A 16,460-nucleotide genomic window follows, 5' to 3' on the forward strand; every position below is an offset into this window, starting at 1 on the left:
TCTCCCGCCACCGCGCCGACCGGTCGAGCCGCACGCTGATCTGCACCGCGGCGAACAGGGCCCCGCGCGGCGTATGTTCATAGCAGCGCGCGACGTCGCCCTTGACCTCCAGCGGCCCGACCGACGACGAGAACGGCAACGCCACCCCCTCGAAGCGCTTCCAGTACACCTGGTTCGGCGCGGTGCTGGGAATGCTCTGATCATTGCCGACCGCGGCACACCCGTCCGGCTTCGCCGCACTCGTCGTGACGGGCGCCGCAGCCTCCGGCGCGTCCACCGCACTCTTCTCAGGCCCCTCCCCCGCACAACCGGTGAGCCCCAAGACAACGACAACAACCGAAAGGCACGCTTTTCTGGACATCTGGCGACTCATTCCGGGGAGCTGGCACGAGCAGCCGATGCTAGGCCCAATTGATCACACGGTCCCACCACGTCCAGGCCCGTAATGGCATAACGGCCCGTCCGCCCCAACGCAGCCGCGGGGCCGGAGCAACCCAAGCGTGACCACCGCTCCCCACTCCGTCCAACTCCCCGCAGCCATCACCAACCTGGCCAAGCCCCGAACGGCGCCCACGGCACAACACACCGACCGGACGACGACAACCGCGCCCCCCTCCACCTTGATCAGGCAGGCCCCCGCTCGTCCCTTCCCTGACGACGGGAGGCAGCGGCGTCGCCCCTGCCGCCGCTCCATTGCCGTCCAACCGAGTCGCCTTTCCCCGGCCATTCCGGTTCCGGCCCCCCCGACTGGCCACCATGCCGCCGGGACGCGGTGCCATAACCTACGCGCATGACTCAACGCCCAGAGGCGCTGTCGTCTGGGACGAGCCTCTGCCGGTCAACGGCGTCCTAGCCGCAGCGATGGCGTTGCTCCTGGCGACCGCGATGACGGTCAGTTACTTGGGGCAACTCGCGCGCTTCTCACAGCCGGGCTCCGCGCCACCGAACAACTCGCCGCCGTGTCCCTGGCGATCGGTGTCGTCGTCGGCTACGTCTCCCTGTCGGCCCTGTTCGTGCTCCTGATGTTCGCGGTCGCGGTACGCACCAGCGGCCGCCGCCTCACCAAGGGCCCCTCCTGGTGGTGGACGGCCCTCCCCATCGGCGCCGGCGCAGCCCCCGTCCTGGCCCTCCTCCTCGCCACGGGACTCCTGCCCCCCAAAGGCATCAGCCTGATCCCCGTCGCAGGAATCCTCATCGGAGGAGCGCTCACCGCCACCTACCTCTCCGGCCGCCGCGCCCTCGACGAACTGGCCCAACGCCACGGCGAAGTGGAAGCAGCGATGTCCCTCGGCCTCCTATTCCGCGACGCCCGCCTACTCATCGCCCGCGACAACGCCGCCACCGCACTCGTCCCCGCCATCGACCAGACGCGCACCGCCGGCCTGGTCACCCTGCCCAGCGCCTTCGTCGGCATGCTCCTCGGCGGCGCCTCCCCGATCGCCGCCGGCGCGGTACAACTCTTCGTCCTGGTCGCCCTACTGGCCACCGAAGCAACCGCCACCGTCGTCACCCTGGAATCGGTAGCCCGAGGCACCATCACCACCGACTGACCCTTCAACCGCCCGACACCGAACACACAAGGCCCCTAGCGTTCCGCGTAACGGACACGGTATGACCGGCCCCCTCCTGACCTACGTCATCCAGCTCGGCATCGCCCCGGTAGCCCCTGACCACCCAAGCGCACACGCCCCGCAACGCCGACCTGACCAGTCCCCCACCGCAAACGCAAAAGCCCTCTTCCAGAGCGGAAGAGGGCTGCGAGCTGCGCGCACCCGAAGGGATTCGAACCCCTAACCTTCTGATCCGTAGTCAGATGCTCTATCCGTTGAGCTACGGGTGCCTGCCGGGATTACTGTACCGGCTCGGCGTACCGGACGGCGAATCGGTTGCGCAGGACACACGAGCGGCCATGTGACCTGAGTCACACAACTTTCCCTGACCAAGATGCGACAAAAGGGTGTCGGGACGTGAGCCGCCTGCAAGGTTTGACTCCGTTCAAAGCCCAAATCCCCCCAGAGGAGATCCCCCATGCGTATGTCCGCCACCAAGCTCGTCGGCGTCCTCGCCGTCGGTGGCCTGATGCTCGGTTCCACCGGCTGCGGTGCGGTCGAGACCATCACCGGCGGCAAGAAGACGACCGCCTGCAAGAACATCGAGAAGGAGCTGCGGAGCTTCTCCACCAGCGGCATGGCGATGTCGTCGCCGGGCGGCGCCGATCAGACCGCTCAGAAGTTCTCCGACACCGCCGCCAAGATCCGCTCGGAGGGACAGGGTGCCGGCGGGGACGTCGAGACCGCCGCGACGGCCTTCGCGGGCGACCTGGACAAGACGGCGGAGCTGCTGCGCCAGATGACCTCCGGCAACACGAACCTGCAGCAGCCCGACACCGCGGCCATGCGGCAGCACGGCAACGACCTCGCCGAGGCGTGCGGCTTCTCCGCCTTCCGCCTGGGCTGACCACCAGCGGTCCGTTCCCGCGGCCCCGGGAGCGAACCACTTCGCCCAACACCGGATCTCGGACTATGCTGCTGGGACCCGCAGGCCAGGCTTTGCCGGTCGCCACGCCGACCCGGTAACCTGTCTGAGCCTGATGGCTACTGGAGGATTCGCCTAGTCCGGTCTATGGCGCCGCACTGCTAATGCGGTTTGGGTGCAAGCCCATCCGGGGTTCAAATCCCCGATCCTCCGCCACTCTGACCAGGGACTTCGTCCGAGATCGAGATCTTGGACGAAGTCCCTGTCGCATTCCAGATGTCCGTCTTCCGGGGCTGGTGTGGCCATGGTGGGCCCGGGAGGTCGGTGGAGTGCGCTCGTCCCCGGCTGAGACCGAGTACTCGCCTTCGGGGACTTGGTTACCATGCGTGTACGTCGCGCCTGTTGCGGCGGTCCGCGGGTGAGGTCACGTTGGCGGCTGCAGCACGTGGTTCCGGCCGCGGCCGTACAGCCCGGGTCGCCTCTGGCAGCGCCGAGGTCTAGGTGTCCCCGGCGGTGAACGAGTGGCGGGCCTGGCCCTGCGTCTCGCTGATCACTTCCACGTCGACGTTGCCCAGTCGGCCAGGCTCACCTTCTTAGCTATAGACCAGACGAGCGCCATATATGGCGTTCAGTCATCGACGGGGTCGACGCCTCCGTGTAGTCCCCAGTCGTCAAGGCCGGAGTAGATCAGGGCGGTGCGTGCACGGGGGAAGTCGAGTGCCGTGGCCTCCCCCGTGTAGAGCGCCACCAGCGAGTCGGGGCCTCTCCACCAGGTGTCCGCCAGCCCCATCACTTCGCGTACCGGCTCGTAGCCGTCCAGTTCGATGCCGTCGACGTCGTCGCCGACGAGCCTGGTGATCTGGGTCGCCCACTCGGATGCGTGGTGGGCCAGGGCGAGCGACTCCACCCAGCCTTCGACGGTCGCATGGAGAGGCGCCCACTTGTCTGCATGGACGCCGAACTCACCGGAGGGACTAATCATGAAACCGTACGGGACGGCGGTCCGCTGCATCCCGGCTTCGAACCACCACCCCGCGGAGTCCGGTTCAGGAGAGTCCGGATCGAGGTACTTGGGGCCGCCGTCGTACAAGGGTGCGGGCGGCAGGAGCAGACCGCCCCAGCGTTGCTGGTACGCCGCCATCCGGTCGATCACTGCCGCGGGGATGTCCCGCTCAAGCCACCACTGCCTGTTCTCTTCGACGGGCCGGACGTCGACCTTGACGCCATGCGTGCCGATGAACGACCGGGCTCGTCGGGTCAGCCCTTCGGGCACGTCGTCGATGAGGTGAACACTCACCCGGGGAACACTACTGGTAGCCGTTATTCCGAACGTGTGGTCGCTTTTCCTGGGGCGCCCCCGTCCTTGTTGCTCGCCTCGAGGGCGGGTTGGTGGAGTTGTTGTAGTTCGTCGCGTTCCGTGGCCGGGATGCTCATTGATTCGGCGAGCGCGGCGGCGAGTGCGTTCACTTGGGTGTTGTCGATGTCGGCTTGGAAGATCAAGCGGAGGTTCTCTTCGGGGGTGATGATGTCGATGGCTGAGCGTCCGCTTCCGTCTTGGGCGGGTGCTCGGACGTAGCGCACTTGGTCTAACGAGATGTCTTGACCGATCTGGCCGTGCTTGCGGAACGTGCTCGCCTTGGCCGTGATTACCCGGCGGTCCGTGACGGCGACCAGGTTCTTTGCCGCCTTGTCGATCGCTGCCGTCACCCTGTCTTTAGTTGTCACCACTTTCTCCTTCGCACCGCCGGAGGCGGCGCCGAAAGAGGCGAGGACGTCGAGCTGTTCGGGGAAGCCCAGGACGCGAAGGGTTTCTCCGTCCTCCAGGAGCCATCGCAGGGTGCGGAGGTACGGTTCCTGGTCCAGGGAGGGTGGTGCGCAGTTCACTGCCGGAGCCTCCAGCGGGGGCACCGGGGGGTGGAGTGCGTCGGCAAGGGGTTCGATCGCCTCAAGGAGTTGGGTGCAGGTCAGGCGGGCGGCCTTGGTGTCCCTCCGGCTGCGGGTCAGGGGCATCGTCGCGCGGCCGGGCAGTTCGGCGATGATGCGCAGCTCACGCGTCAGGGAGTAGACGAGGGTTCGCATCTCGGTCAGCGCGGAGTCGCGTTCCGAGCGCGTGTCGCGCTCGATGACCTCGACGAGCCCCGCTTCGTCCTCGCGGCCGGCGGCGCTCACCTTCGCGGCGCGCAGCACCTGGTGTTTGGTCCATGCTTCGAGGGACGAGCGGAGGGCGTAAGCGTCGAAGACGATGGCCTCGGCGTTCGTTTCGAGATACTCGCGGCGGTCTCGCGCGCCGAGCTGCCTGATTTCCCGGACGTGTACGCCGACCTTCTCTCGGTATTGGTCACGCGCCTTGAGGAGATCTGGTCCCCTGGTCGCGACGGCCTCCCACACGTGCGGGGTGACCAGTTCGAGCTCCTGTGCCTCGCTGAATGCGGTCTCGATGGCTTTCACGAGTCCGGTGAGCGCGGACCACTGGTCATGGTGAATTTCCGTTAGAACCTGGCTTGTCAGCGCGATGTTCTTTCTGGCGAGGCCCGCGACCTCGCTCAGTTGCAGCTGGAGGGCGACCATGGCGAGTGCCGGGCCGATGGTCGCCAGCTTCTGCGCCGTGCTCAGCTTGGTGATCGGGATGAGACGCGCCTGGTGGACGATCTTGCCGTTGAGGAAGACCGCTCCGATGTTCGCGCCGTCCTTGACGGCGAGCGTTCCACCGGCGTTCAGTATTGCCTGCGTTGCGTCGGAGACCCGGTAGACCCCCTCCACGCTGGCGAACGCGTTCGCGAGGTTGCCGCCCAGGTTCGCGGCGTTTCCAGCCGTGGCGAGGAACGTGGAGATCTTCTCCTGATCCGTGACGGACAGGAGCCTGGAGTCGACCGGATCCAATTCAAGGTCGGCCTTGAGCTTTTCCGGTACCTCACCGAAGGCGAAGACGACTCCGGGAAGCACCTCCGCCAGAACCGTCGAGGCGGGTGCCGAATCGTCCACCTCCGGCGAGCCCGCCGTATCGGGCTGGCCGTTCTCCTCAGGCTCGCGGCCATCCGTCGAATCTAAAGAGTCCTGCATGCGATTCTCCTTGCGCGGGGGCGAAACACGGCCGGGGCTGGCGGCAGACTACGGCACGCCGTCCTGTCATTCGGGGCGGGCGGGTAGGTGGTGGACGTGGCAGCGGTCCTTGGGGAGTTCCTTGGCGGCGCTGCGGATGACGTGTTCGTGGTGCGTGAAGACGATGACCTGGAATCGGTCGGCCATGCCGTCGAGGACGTGCAGGGCCGCCTCCGTTCGCCGTTCGTCGAAGGTCATGAAGATGTCGTCGACGGCGATCGGGAGCGCGTTGCCTGCTGCGGCATGGCGTTCGAGGGTGGCGAGGCGCAGCGCCAGGTAGAGCTGGTCGCGGGCGCCCTCGCTGAGTGCGGTGGGAGCCAGCGTTCCCGTGGACGACTTGGCGCGGATGCTCGGACGCTCCTCGTCCGACATTTCAAGCCCGGTGTAGGAGCCGCGAGTCAGCTTGGCGAACATGTCGGAGGCCAGCGCCAGCACGGGTTCCTGGTCGTTAGTCCGGTACTCCTCCATGCAGGCGTGAATGGCGACCTTCGCGGCTTCCAGGCGCAGGTATTCCTCGGCGTTCTCGGCCAGTTCGGCACAGAGTTGGGCGATGTCCGCCTCGGCGCGGGCGGCGTCGCCGCCCCCGTCCAGTCCGTCGAGTAGCTGCCGTCGCGCCAGGCGCTTTTCGAGCCAGTCGGCGCTCGCGGCCTCCAGCTCCTTGATCTCCTCGTCGAGTCCGGCCAGTTCTTCGGCCAGTTCGTCCGCGGACGTCTCTCCCGCCTGCTCGCGGAGCACGACGAGTTCCTGCCCTTCGGGGAGCGTCTGCCGGATGTTCGCGAGGGCAGTGGACTTCTCTCGCAGGTCGACGGCACGCTGTGCGGCGGCCTCCAGCTCGGCGATCGAGGCCAGGCCGAGGCGCGCGGAGAAGTCCTGCAAACGGCTTTCAAGTCCGCTCAGTTCGGCCTTGGCCTTGTCGACCCGCTCGGCGAAGTCGGCCTTTTGTTCGAGCAGGTCCTTGCGTCGCTGCGCGCCTTCCCGTTGCTTCTGCAGGTCCTGTTCCAGCGTTTCGATGGCCTGTTGCCAGCCCGTGACGGAGGCGGGCACGTCCCGGCAACAGGCATTGAACGTGTCCTTCAACCGGTCCTCGAACTCGGAGATCCGCTGCTCGCCTTGGCGGAGTTTCCGCTCCGCTGCCTCGGCGTCATCGACCTCCGCAGCCACGTGGAGCAGTGTTTCCAGGTCGGTGAGAGCGGCGTCGAAGTCGCGGTCGGCGGCGAGTCCCGCGCTGGTCAGGAACCGCTGCCAATGCCCATCGTGGTCGGCGAGAGCCTTTTCGGCTTCTTCCTTCGCGGATTCCGCTTCTATGAGTTCGGCTTCCGCGCTTGCCATCTGGCGCTCCAGGGCCGCCCTGTCTTGGGTGGTTCGCTCGTGTTCCTGAAGGCGCTTACGTGCCGTCTCCTTCATCTCGGCGAACATCGCGGACGCCTGGGCCGTCCCGTCGACGGCCGGCGTTTCCGCATCGAGGCGAAGCAGGTACTGGAGCCTGGCCGTGTGGGCGTTGAGGCGGTCACGCTGGCCTTCCAGCTCGATGCCGAGATCCTGGAGGTCCCGCGCGTCGGCTTGGAGCCGGCCGAAATCGTCCAGCACCTTCGACCCCTGTTCGATGCCGGGCACCGGGGCCGGATACCTCTCCCACAGCGATTCCCAGTGCCGCTGCTCCAGTTCCTGCTCGGCGGCCACATCGTCCACGGCCGCCTGATGACCGGGGACGACGACGGTTTCCAGGTCGGTGATCTCGCGCGAGAGTTCGGCCCGCTTGTTGACGGTCTCCGCGTGCCGCAGCATCAGGTCGGCGGTGTCGTCGGCTCGCCGGACGGCCTCACGAAGCGCTTCCATGCCACTCGGATCATCGGGCGAACTCCCGATGAGGTCGTCGCGCTCGGCGCGCCGCGCGCGCAGTTCGTCGTGTGTCGGCGGTGCATCGTCGGTCACCAGGCGCTGGAGGGCGCGCCGGCACTTCGCCAGCTGCCGCTGCGCCCCGTCGAGTTCTCCGCGGCGGTCGCGGAGACGTTCCGCGAGGTTCTGGGAGGCCCGCACGGCTGCGGTGACCTGCTCCGGGTCGGGTGGCCGCAGCTCGAGGACGCCTTCGGGCGGCAGCTCGGGCAGTTCGAGCCGGTTCCGTGCCTGGCGGAACCGGCGGTCCAGCTTCTTCTCCTCGGCCTCGGTGTCGGCGAGCTTCTCTGACAGGCCGGCGGGGATGGACATGTAGGCGTCCTGCAACTGCGAGACGTCCTCACCTGCTGGGAGGGCACTGAGCTCCTTGTCGAATCGCTCGTGCTTGTCCCGGCAACGTTGCACCGCGTCCCGCTCGTGATTGAGGTTCTCGCGGAGCGTCCGGCCTTGATCGCGAAGCGTCTGCCCTTCCCCGCGGAGGGTGTCCGGGAGCCGGTAGAGCCCTTCGTCGACGAGGGTCGCCCGCGGGTGGACGGTACGCAGTCGCGACTCCGCCTGGACGCGCTTGCCGGAGAGCTCGTCGACCGCCGCGTTCTGCCGGTCCAGCTCGTCGAGGATCGCTGTGATGTCCCTGGCCAGTTTTTCGATCGCGGCGGCGTGCGGGAGGAGGGAGTCGTCCTGGTCTGTTTCGGAGAGCTGCCGCTCGGTTCGCTCAAGGTGGACAGCGTTGACCGAGCGCATTGTGATGTGTTCACTTCGCAGCTGGAGCAGTTCGGGGAGTGCCGCGCGGATGTCATCGGGAGCCACCGGCCCCTGGGCGCTGATCTCCTTGATCTGCCTTTCGAGGTCGCGGCATTGGGCCAGCGCGGGCAGATTCTCCTGGAGTCGGTGCTTGGCGGCCTGCCGCCGCCGGGCGGCCCGTAGTTCGGCCTTCGTTTCGCTCAGGCGCCGCTCGGCCTCGTCCGCGGCCTGTTCGGCGTCCCGGTACTGCTCGGGGCGGAGGACCGCCTCACGGAACCGCTGCCGGACGTCCTTCAGCCGGTCCATCGAGGCATTGATCGCGGGCTTCTTCCCCGTCCGCAGCCACAGCTCGCGCTGCCGGGCCTCGATCTTGTCCAGGACGGCGTTGAGGCGCATGCCCGACCGTGCGGCGGCGAGCAGTTGGGCCATGTCTCCCCCGCCGGAGGCGAGCAGTTCTCCACCCCTGCGGAGTTCGTCGCTGTTGAGGGCGAACTCGGTGGTGAACGTATTACGGTCGACGCCGCCAAGGAACGGAACAAGCGCCTCTTCGCCGAGTGGGTCGCCATCGCCGTCCACCAGCGCGCCCTTGCGCCTCTTCCGGCGGACGATCTCCAAGGCCACCCCGTCGGCGGTCGAGAGCCGGGCACCCAGCTGCATCCGGGAGCCGTGCCGAAAGGCGTAACGGGAGTTGTGGTCGATGCCGTACAGCAGTTGGTCCAGGGCGCTGAGCGCGGTGGACTTGCCGGCTTCGTTCGGGCCGTGGACCAGGTGGACGCCAGGGGCGCCCAGGTCGTGCAGGCTGTGGCCGTCGAAGGCGCCGTAGGCGATGAGGTCGAGGCGTTCGATGCGCATTCCGGTCACCGCGTTTCTTGCAGGAGGGATTCCACGAGCTGGTAGGCGTCGTCGGCCAGGCTTCGGATCCACGCCGAGTCGTCCGGGGCGATGCCTTCCGGCCCTCTGAGCTCGGCCGGCATCCTTCCGATGAGCGGGTGGCTGGAAAGCCGGGCCATGAGACCGTCCGGGTCGGTGCCGAGGACGGAGAGGGTGCGGCGAAGGTCGGTCAAGAGCCCGGAGACTCCCTCACCGGAGTCGCCGTCGTCGCCGGACGTGCGGACCTGGACCTTCTCCAGCCACAGGTGCGGGTGGTGCCCGGCCGCCGCCCGCAGTTCGTTGACGATCCGCTCGCGGTCCCGCCACAGCGCGGCGTGCGCGGACGTCGCCCCGGTGAGGGTGACGCGAACCGCGGTCAGCTTCTCGTCCGGAATCTCCTGGAAGCGCTGCGCGACGAGGCTGAGCACCTGGTCGAGGTCATCGCGACCGGTGACGTCGACCTGGCGATGCTCCCACCGCGCGGTGTCCAGGTCATGGTGCTCGACCTTCTCGACCTTGAGGTCGCCATCGACGGTGACGACGAAGCAGCCCTTCGGGCCCGTCTCGCGAGCATGCCGGCCCTGGATGTTGCCGGGGTAGACGATCCAGGGATCGTCCCGGACGATCTGCTGCTTGTGGACGTGCCCGAGCGCCCAGTAGTCGTAGTCCCGGGCTTCGAGGTCCGCGACCGTGCAGGGCGCATACCGCTTGTGCTCGCGATAGCCGCCTTCGAGGCCCGTGTGCAGCAGGCCGACGTTGAACAGGCCGCCGTCTCGCGCCGGGTATGCGGTGACGAGGTTCTCGTCGAGGTCCCATCTGGCGAAGCCCTGGCCATGGACGGCGAGTCCGGCCTTCTCGTCCCGGACGGTCTCGGGCCTGTCCGTCGCGAACATGTGCACGTTGTCGGGAGGCCGGAGCGAACGCGTCATGAGGTTCTGCGCGTCGTGGTTCCCCGAGACCATGTACACGCGGATGCCCGCCCGCCCGAGGCGCGCCATCTGGCCGCTGAAGTAGAGGCCGGTCTGGTAGTCCTGCCAGTCCCCGTCGTAAACGTCGCCGGCCAGGAGGACGGCGTCCACGGGCAGCTCGATCGCGAGCCGGACGAGGTTCTCCAGGGCTCCCCGAGTGGCGAGGCGCAGATCTTCTTCGGGTGCGCCCTCGTAGGCCGCGAGCCCCCGCAGCGGACTGTCGATGTGCAGATCGGCGGCATGCAGGATCTTCATGGTCCCCCCGTTCGCGTGGCAGCCGGAGCGCCGCGTCCAGTGATCCTTTGGCGAGGGGACTGGAGGAACGCTAGCGGGCTGTTGTGATGTATCTGCTCAAGTGACGAAACAGCGGTTTTGTGACGGCAGAGGCCGGTCTTCCAGCGGCGCTGGACGAGTCGGCCGCCCTTTCCGTTCAGGAGGCGACCTCGGCGCGGGCGGCCTCGTCGAACAGGGGGTTGGTCATCGCGACGACCTTCGGGCGGAACCGGCCCTTCGCGCAGACCGTGCCCGTGGCCTTCTCGCCGGGGGCGAGTTCCGTCGTGGCGATCTGGCCCTCGTAGTCGCCGAGGGCGGTGCTGCTGTCGTGCTTGGTGTCGCCGCTGTCGGTGATGGAGAAGTAGAGCGGGTTCACTTCGAGCTGCTTCTTGGTCTGGTTGGTGACGGTGACCTTGACGCAGGACAGGGCGCCGCCGTCGCTCAGGACGCTCCGCTTCGGCTTCGTGCGCTTCGCGACCAGCTTGATCGGGACGTTCCTGCGCTCGGCCGCGCCGCCCGCCTCGCTCGCCGCCTTGCCGGACTCGGCGGGCTGGACGGCGACCGGGTCCTCCTCCAGCTCGCAGCCGGCGGCGAGGACGGCGATCGCGGCGAGTCCAATGATCATCTTGCGCATGTTGTGCTCCTGTTCCGGGCGCGGTGGGTCGTCGCGCCGGTCGTGGGTTTCCGGGTGGGGCGCCGCCGCCCGCCGGTGCCGGCGGTCTTCGCGGACGGCGGCGCGTATCGGGGCTGCGGTGGCCGGCCCCTGTGCGGGCTGGTCAGCCCTCGGCCACCGCGAGGAGCTCGTAGAACTCCTCGGCGTCGATCACGGTGATGTCGTGACCGTTGTCGCGGAGGCTTTCGGCCTTCGCGAGCTTTCCGGTCTTCTTCGCGCCGGGGGCGAGCTTGGCGGGGTCGATGCGGCCGACGACCAGCAGGTCAACGGCCTGGGTGACGTTGTCGACGGTCCGGGCTCCGAAGGCGGCGATCCGGTCGGCGGCCTCGTTCCGCGTCATGCCGGGCAGTGAGCCGGTGAAGCAGACGGTGCGTCCGTAGAACGGGTTGTCGGGGTCGGCGTTGGGGTTGGCGTCCGGGAACGGCTTGCGGGGCGGCGCTCCCCGGTAGAGGCAGCCCCGGCGGACACCGTCCCGGTAGGAGCCCATCTGGATCTTGTGGGCGGCGAGGAGGTCGGCCAGAGCCGGGGTGCCCTGGCGCTTCAGCGCGGCGAGCATCACGTGGGCGGCGGCCCGCGCGTCGGCGCCGGCGTCGTGGTGGTGCGGCAGCTCGATGCCCAGCGCGTCGGTGAGGACCGGGAGCTTGTAGGCGAGCAGTCCGGTCCAGGTGCGCCGGGCGATCACGAGCGTGCAGGCGAACCGGAGGTCCGGGACGGGGAGGCCGCTCGCCTCGCACGCATCCGCCAGGACTCCCATGTCGAAGGCCGCGTTGTGCGCCACGAAGGGCGTGTCGCCGGCGAACTGGACGATGCGCTCCACCACCTCCGGCCAGCGGGGCGCGTCCTCGACGTCGCTCGCCGTGATGCCGTGGAGGCCGACGTTGAAGGCGTCGAAGTGGTCGTGTCCGTCCGGGGGCCTGATGAGCGTCGACCACTCTTCGACGATCTGCCCCTCCTTCACCTTGGCCAGTCCGACCGAGCACGGGCTTCCCCGGAGGGAGTTCGCCGTCTCGAAGTCGATCGCCACCCAACTCGTCATCAGCCGCTCCTCGCGCCGAGCCATTGAAAGCACCATCATGAAAGCACTCCGTGAAAGCAGTGTCAAACAGGTTCGCTCGATTGGGTGATGTACAGTGGCGATGCTCCCGAAAGCTGGTAAGGACGATCTGATGGCATCGCAGAGTGAACAACTGACCGCCGCCGAGATCTCGCGGCTCGCCGGCGTGACGCGGGCGACCGTGAGCAACTGGCGCCGGCGGCACCCCGACTTTCCGCAGCCCAGCGGAGGTACGGAGGCCAGCCCCAGCTACGACCGGCGGCAGGTCGAGGCGTGGCTCGACGCGCGGGGCCGCCTCCCCGCGCGCTCGGCCAGGGACGACCTGCGGGCGCTCCTGCACGGCACCGCGTCCCACGAGGTCGAAGCCGTGGCCGCGTTCACCGCGCGCCTGGCCGGGTTGGACGCCGGAAAGCGCGCCGAGGCCGCGACGCTGGACGACGATGAACTGATCGCGATGCACACCGAAGCGCTCCCAGCGACCGGCGGCGCGGGCCGGGCGGGCGTTTCCACGGCACTCCTGCGGTCGGCGGCGAAGGTGGCTCGCGACGAAGGCCCGCTCGCCGTCTTCGACGTGCTCGACGAGCAGACCGAAGCGCCGGTCGGCATCCGCGGGACGCATCCGACGCCGGAGGTGCTGGCCGACGTGATGGCCGGGCTGGCGACGTCCGCAGGCCCGCGCGTGCGCAGCGTTCTGGACCCGGCTTGCGGCGGCGGTCGTCTCCTCGCCGCGGTCGCCGCCGCCCTCCCGCCGGGTGCGAGCGTGCACGGCCAGGAGTACCGCCCTGTCACTGCGGCCCAGGCGAAGACCCGCCTGGCCGAGGTCGCGCCGAAGGCGTCCGTGGACGTCCGAACCGGGGACAGCCTGCGCGACGACGCCTTCCCCGACCTCCGTGTGGACGCCGTGGTGTGCAATCCGCCTTACGGGGACCGCGACTGGGGTTACGACACGCTCGCGCTCGACACGCGCTGGGCCTACGGCGTGCCACCGCGCTCGGAGCCGGAGCTCGCCTGGGTCCAGCACGCGCTGGCGCACCTGGCCGAGGGCGGCCGCGCCGTGCTGCTGCTTCCGCCGGCGACCGCGTCACGACCGTCCGGCCGCCGCATCCGGGCGGAGCTGCTGCGGCAGGGCGCGCTGTGCGGGGTCATCGCGCTCCCGCCGGGCCTGGCCGTGCCGCACCACATCGGGCTTCACCTGTGGATACTCCGGCGTCCCGAAGCCGCAAGCCCCGGCCGCGACCTGGTTCTGCTGATGGACGCCTCCGAGGAGCCCACCGCCGCGGACGAGACGTCCGACCACGGCAGGACGTCGGACGCGGGCAGGCTCCACAAGACGATCCTCAGCACGTGGGAGGCGTTCACCGCGCCGGCCGAGTTTACCGAGATCCCCGGGACCGCCCGCGCGGTGCCGGCGATCGACCTCATGGACGATCTCGTCGACCTTTCCCCGGCACGTCACGTCCGCACGGCACCCGTGATGACCCCGGACGCCGCCCTACGCGACGTTGCCGAGGTCGCCGAGCGCCTCAAGGCGAACGTGGCCGCGCTGACCGGGGCGACCGGGATCGGCCCGCTGGCCTCGGCCGGTGCGGCGAGCCGCACCTGGCGCAGCGCCACGGTCGCCGACCTCGCCCGCGGCGGCGCGCTCGCCGTCCATCGGGGAATGCGGGCCTCCTCCGCCGACACCCCGCCTGCCGACCTCGCGGATCGTCCCGTACTCCGGGCACGCGACCTGCTCGGCGGGACGCGGGCCGGCGGCAACGCCCGCGAGACGCCCCTGGCCGATCCGTTCGTCATCGAGGCGGGGGACGTCCTGATCACGCAGGTCGTCGGCCCCCGGGGCGTCGCGACGCGGGTGGCCGGCGACGACGAGGCCGGATGCCTGCTCGGCAACGGTGTGTTCTTGCTCCGTCCCGACCCGGCGCGTCTCGATCCGTGGTTCCTCGCCGGATTCGTCAGCGCACCCGACAACGTGAACCAGGCGACCACCGGCAGCTCCACACCCCAGCTCGTGGCGTCCCGGCTGCGCGTCCCGTTGCTCCCGCCGGACGAGCAGACCGCTTATGGCCAGGCGTTCCGGCAGGTTCACGACCTCAGGACAAGCGCGCAGGACGCGGCGACGTGCGCGGACGAGCTGGCCGACCTCGTAGCCACCGCCCTCAGCGGCGGAGCGCTGCTGCCCCCTGGAGTCGAGTTGTCATGAGGGCCAGCGCCACGCAGCTCTGCTGGACCAGACTTGATAGCCCTTGCCCTGCGGCCCGCAACACCATGAAGGGAACCCCTTGAACCCGAGCAAGCACACCGAACTGGTGAACCACGCCTGGTCGGTCGCCGACCTTCTGCGCGGCGACTTCAAGCAGTCGGAGTACGGCAAGGTCATCCTGCCGTTCACGGTGCTTCGCAGGCTGGAGACCGTCCTGGAGCCGACCCGGGCGGCCGTCCAGGAGACGGTCGAGCGGTTCAAGGGCAAGGACATCGACACCGGCGCGTTCCTGCGCCGCGCGTCGGGCCAGTCGTTCTACAACACCACCGGCTACACGCTGGAGAAGATCGCCGGCGATCCGGAGCACGCGGCGACGAACCTCGCCAAGTACATCGCGGGCTTCTCCCCGAACGCGCGGGAGGTGCTGGAGAAGTACGAGTTCGCCCAGCAGATCAAGCGGCTGGACGGCGCGAACCTGCTCTACAAGGTCGTCGGACGCTTCGCCGACCTGGACGTCCGCCCCGAGGTCGTGTCCAACCACCAGATGGGCTACTTCTTCGAGGACCTCATCCGGCGCTTCTCCGAGCTGTCCAACGAGACGGCCGGTGAGCACTTCACGCCGCGCGAGGTCATCAAGCTGATGGTGAACCTGCTGGTGGCGCCGGACGCCGACGCGCTCAGCGTCCCCGGCATCGTCCGCCGGGTGCTGGACCCGGCCTGCGGCACCGGCGGGATGCTCAGCACGACGCACGAGTACATCACGTCCCTCAACCCGGACGCGACGGTCGAGGTGTACGGGCAGGAGCTCAACCCCGAGTCGTGGGCCATCTGCCGGTCCGACCTGATGATCAAGGGCCAGGAGCCGGACAACATCGCGTTCGGCAACTCCTTCAGCGACGACGGCCACCGCACCATGAAGTTCGACTACATGCTGGCCAACCCGCCGTTCGGCGTCGAGTGGAAGAAGGTGAAGGACGAGGTCGAGCACGAGCACGCGACGCTCGGCGAGTCCGGACGCTTCGGGGCGGGGCTGCCGCGCATCAACGACGGCTCGTTCCTGTTCCTCCAGCACATGATCTCGAAGATGAAGCCGCGGGAGGCCGGCGGCAGCCGCGTCGCGATCGTCTTCAACGGCTCCCCGCTGTTCACCGGCGCCGCCGAGTCCGGGGAGTCCCGCATTCGTCAGTGGATCATCGAGAACGACTGGCTGGAGGCGATCGTCGCCCTGCCCGACCAGCTCTTCTACAACACCGGCATCTCGACGTACTTCTGGATCGTCACCAACCGCAAGCAGGCCGACCACGAGGGCAAGGTCATCCTGCTGGACGCCCGGGACTACTGGCAGAAGATGCGCAAGTCCCTCGGCGACAAGCGCAAGGAGATCGGCGACGGGCAGGGCGGACGCCCTGACCACATCGCCGAGATCACCCAGCTCTACAGCGAAGCCCTGGAGGTCGCGGACGACCCCGAACACCCGCTGCACGGCAAGGTGAAGGTCTTCCGCAACCAGGACTTCGGCTACCACCGCATCACCGTCGAACGCCCGCTCAAGCTCCGTTTTGAGTTGACGGACGAGACGTTGGCGGCACTTGAGGCGGCCAAGCCGGTCCAGAGACTCGACCACGCGGACAAGCTCATTGACGCGGTGCGCCCGCTCCTCGGCACCACCTGGCCGACCAAGGCGGAGATGCTGAACGCCCTCATGGGCGCGGTGGTGGACGCCGGCCTCCAGTGGCCGCCCGGCGCCCCGTTCGCCAAGGCCGTCCGCGACGCCATCGGCGTCCGCGACCCCGAAGGCGAGGTTCAATACGTGCGCAAGGGCGTCATCGAACCCGACACCGACCTCCGCGACTACGAGAACGTGCCGCTGGACGAGGACGTCGAGGAGTACCTCAAGCGCGAGGTCCTCCCCCACGTCCCCGACGCCTGGATAGACCACACCAAAACCAAAACCGGCTACGAGATCCCCTTCACCCGCCACTTCTACGTCTACAAACCCCCACGCCCCCTCGCGGAGATCGACGCCGAGTTGAAGGCTCTAGAAGCCGAGATCCAGACCCTCCTCAACGAGGTGACCGAGTGATGCGGAGTGGACAACGACTCAAGTATCTGTACCGAGTAGTCGACCGGCGAGCTGGGCAGGATCAACCACCACTCCTTGCCGTATCCATCCACCACGGGGTTGTGCCTCGGCACCAAATAACAGACGACCTC

Annotated in this window: 11 protein-coding genes and 2 tRNA genes; 5 read left to right on the top strand and 8 right to left on the bottom strand. The window is 68.5% G+C overall.

What is annotated here, in order from left to right; translation table 11 throughout:
* The coding region (locus tag E1200_RS07215) for a hypothetical protein (protein WP_207933222.1) at window positions 1–277 on the bottom strand (277 nt) is incomplete at its 3' end.
* A gap of 682 nt (window positions 278–959) precedes the next feature.
* Between E1200_RS07215 and E1200_RS07220 the strand changes: the two genes are divergently transcribed.
* A complete protein-coding gene (locus tag E1200_RS07220; RefSeq protein WP_165950232.1) occupies window positions 960–1,550 on the top strand; it encodes an ABC transporter permease in 591 nt (196 codons plus the stop codon).
* 217 nt (window positions 1,551–1,767) lie between these two features.
* On the opposite strand, the gene E1200_RS07225 is transcribed toward E1200_RS07220, so the two are convergent.
* Window positions 1,768–1,840: transfer RNA gene (locus E1200_RS07225), tRNA-Arg, on the bottom strand.
* Between the two features lie 188 nt (window positions 1,841–2,028).
* Between E1200_RS07225 and E1200_RS07230 the strand changes: the two genes are divergently transcribed.
* Window positions 2,029–2,457, top strand: a complete 429-nt coding sequence (locus E1200_RS07230; protein WP_131951022.1) for a hypothetical protein — start codon at window positions 2,029–2,031, stop codon at window positions 2,455–2,457.
* Window positions 2,458–2,599: 142 nt separating this feature from the next.
* Window positions 2,600–2,691 (top strand) — tRNA-Ser (locus E1200_RS07235).
* A gap of 412 nt (window positions 2,692–3,103) precedes the next feature.
* On the opposite strand, the gene E1200_RS07240 is transcribed toward E1200_RS07235, so the two are convergent.
* From E1200_RS07240 to E1200_RS07265, 6 genes are all read right to left on the bottom strand, one after another.
* On the bottom strand, window positions 3,104–3,772 hold the full coding sequence (locus E1200_RS07240; RefSeq protein WP_131951023.1) for a hypothetical protein: 669 nt from the start codon (window positions 3,770–3,772) through the stop codon (window positions 3,104–3,106).
* Window positions 3,773–3,795: 23 nt separating this feature from the next.
* Complete coding sequence (locus E1200_RS07245) at window positions 3,796–5,535, bottom strand: hypothetical protein (protein ID WP_131951024.1); 1,740 nt, start codon at window positions 5,533–5,535, stop codon at window positions 3,796–3,798.
* Window positions 5,536–5,601: 66 nt separating this feature from the next.
* Window positions 5,602–9,060 carry a YhaN family protein gene (locus E1200_RS07250; protein WP_131951025.1) on the bottom strand — a complete coding sequence of 1,153 codons (3,459 nt, stop codon included), beginning with the start codon at window positions 9,058–9,060 and terminating at the stop codon, window positions 5,602–5,604.
* Window positions 9,061–9,065: 5 nt separating this feature from the next.
* Complete coding sequence (locus E1200_RS07255; RefSeq protein WP_131951026.1) at window positions 9,066–10,301, bottom strand: DNA repair exonuclease; 1,236 nt, start codon at window positions 10,299–10,301, stop codon at window positions 9,066–9,068.
* Between the two features lie 175 nt (window positions 10,302–10,476).
* Entirely contained in the window at window positions 10,477–10,953 is a 477-nt protein-coding gene (locus E1200_RS07260) for a DUF4352 domain-containing protein (protein WP_131951027.1), read from the bottom strand.
* A 142-nt stretch (window positions 10,954–11,095) separates the two neighbouring features.
* Complete coding sequence (locus E1200_RS07265) at window positions 11,096–12,028, bottom strand: exonuclease domain-containing protein (protein WP_165950233.1); 933 nt, start codon at window positions 12,026–12,028, stop codon at window positions 11,096–11,098.
* 130 nt (window positions 12,029–12,158) lie between these two features.
* Between E1200_RS07265 and E1200_RS07270 the strand changes: the two genes are divergently transcribed.
* Both E1200_RS07270 and E1200_RS07275 read left to right on the top strand, forming a co-directional pair.
* Complete coding sequence (locus tag E1200_RS07270; RefSeq protein ID WP_207933223.1) at window positions 12,159–14,246, top strand: N-6 DNA methylase; 2,088 nt, start codon at window positions 12,159–12,161, stop codon at window positions 14,244–14,246.
* A 79-nt stretch (window positions 14,247–14,325) separates the two neighbouring features.
* Complete coding sequence (locus E1200_RS07275; protein ID WP_131951029.1) at window positions 14,326–16,329, top strand: class I SAM-dependent DNA methyltransferase; 2,004 nt, start codon at window positions 14,326–14,328, stop codon at window positions 16,327–16,329.
* Window positions 16,330–16,460 lie beyond the last annotated feature (131 nt).

Origin of the sequence: Actinomadura sp. GC306 (genome assembly GCF_004348665.1) — a bacterium.
Lineage (GTDB): Bacteria > Actinomycetota > Actinomycetes > Streptosporangiales > Streptosporangiaceae > Spirillospora.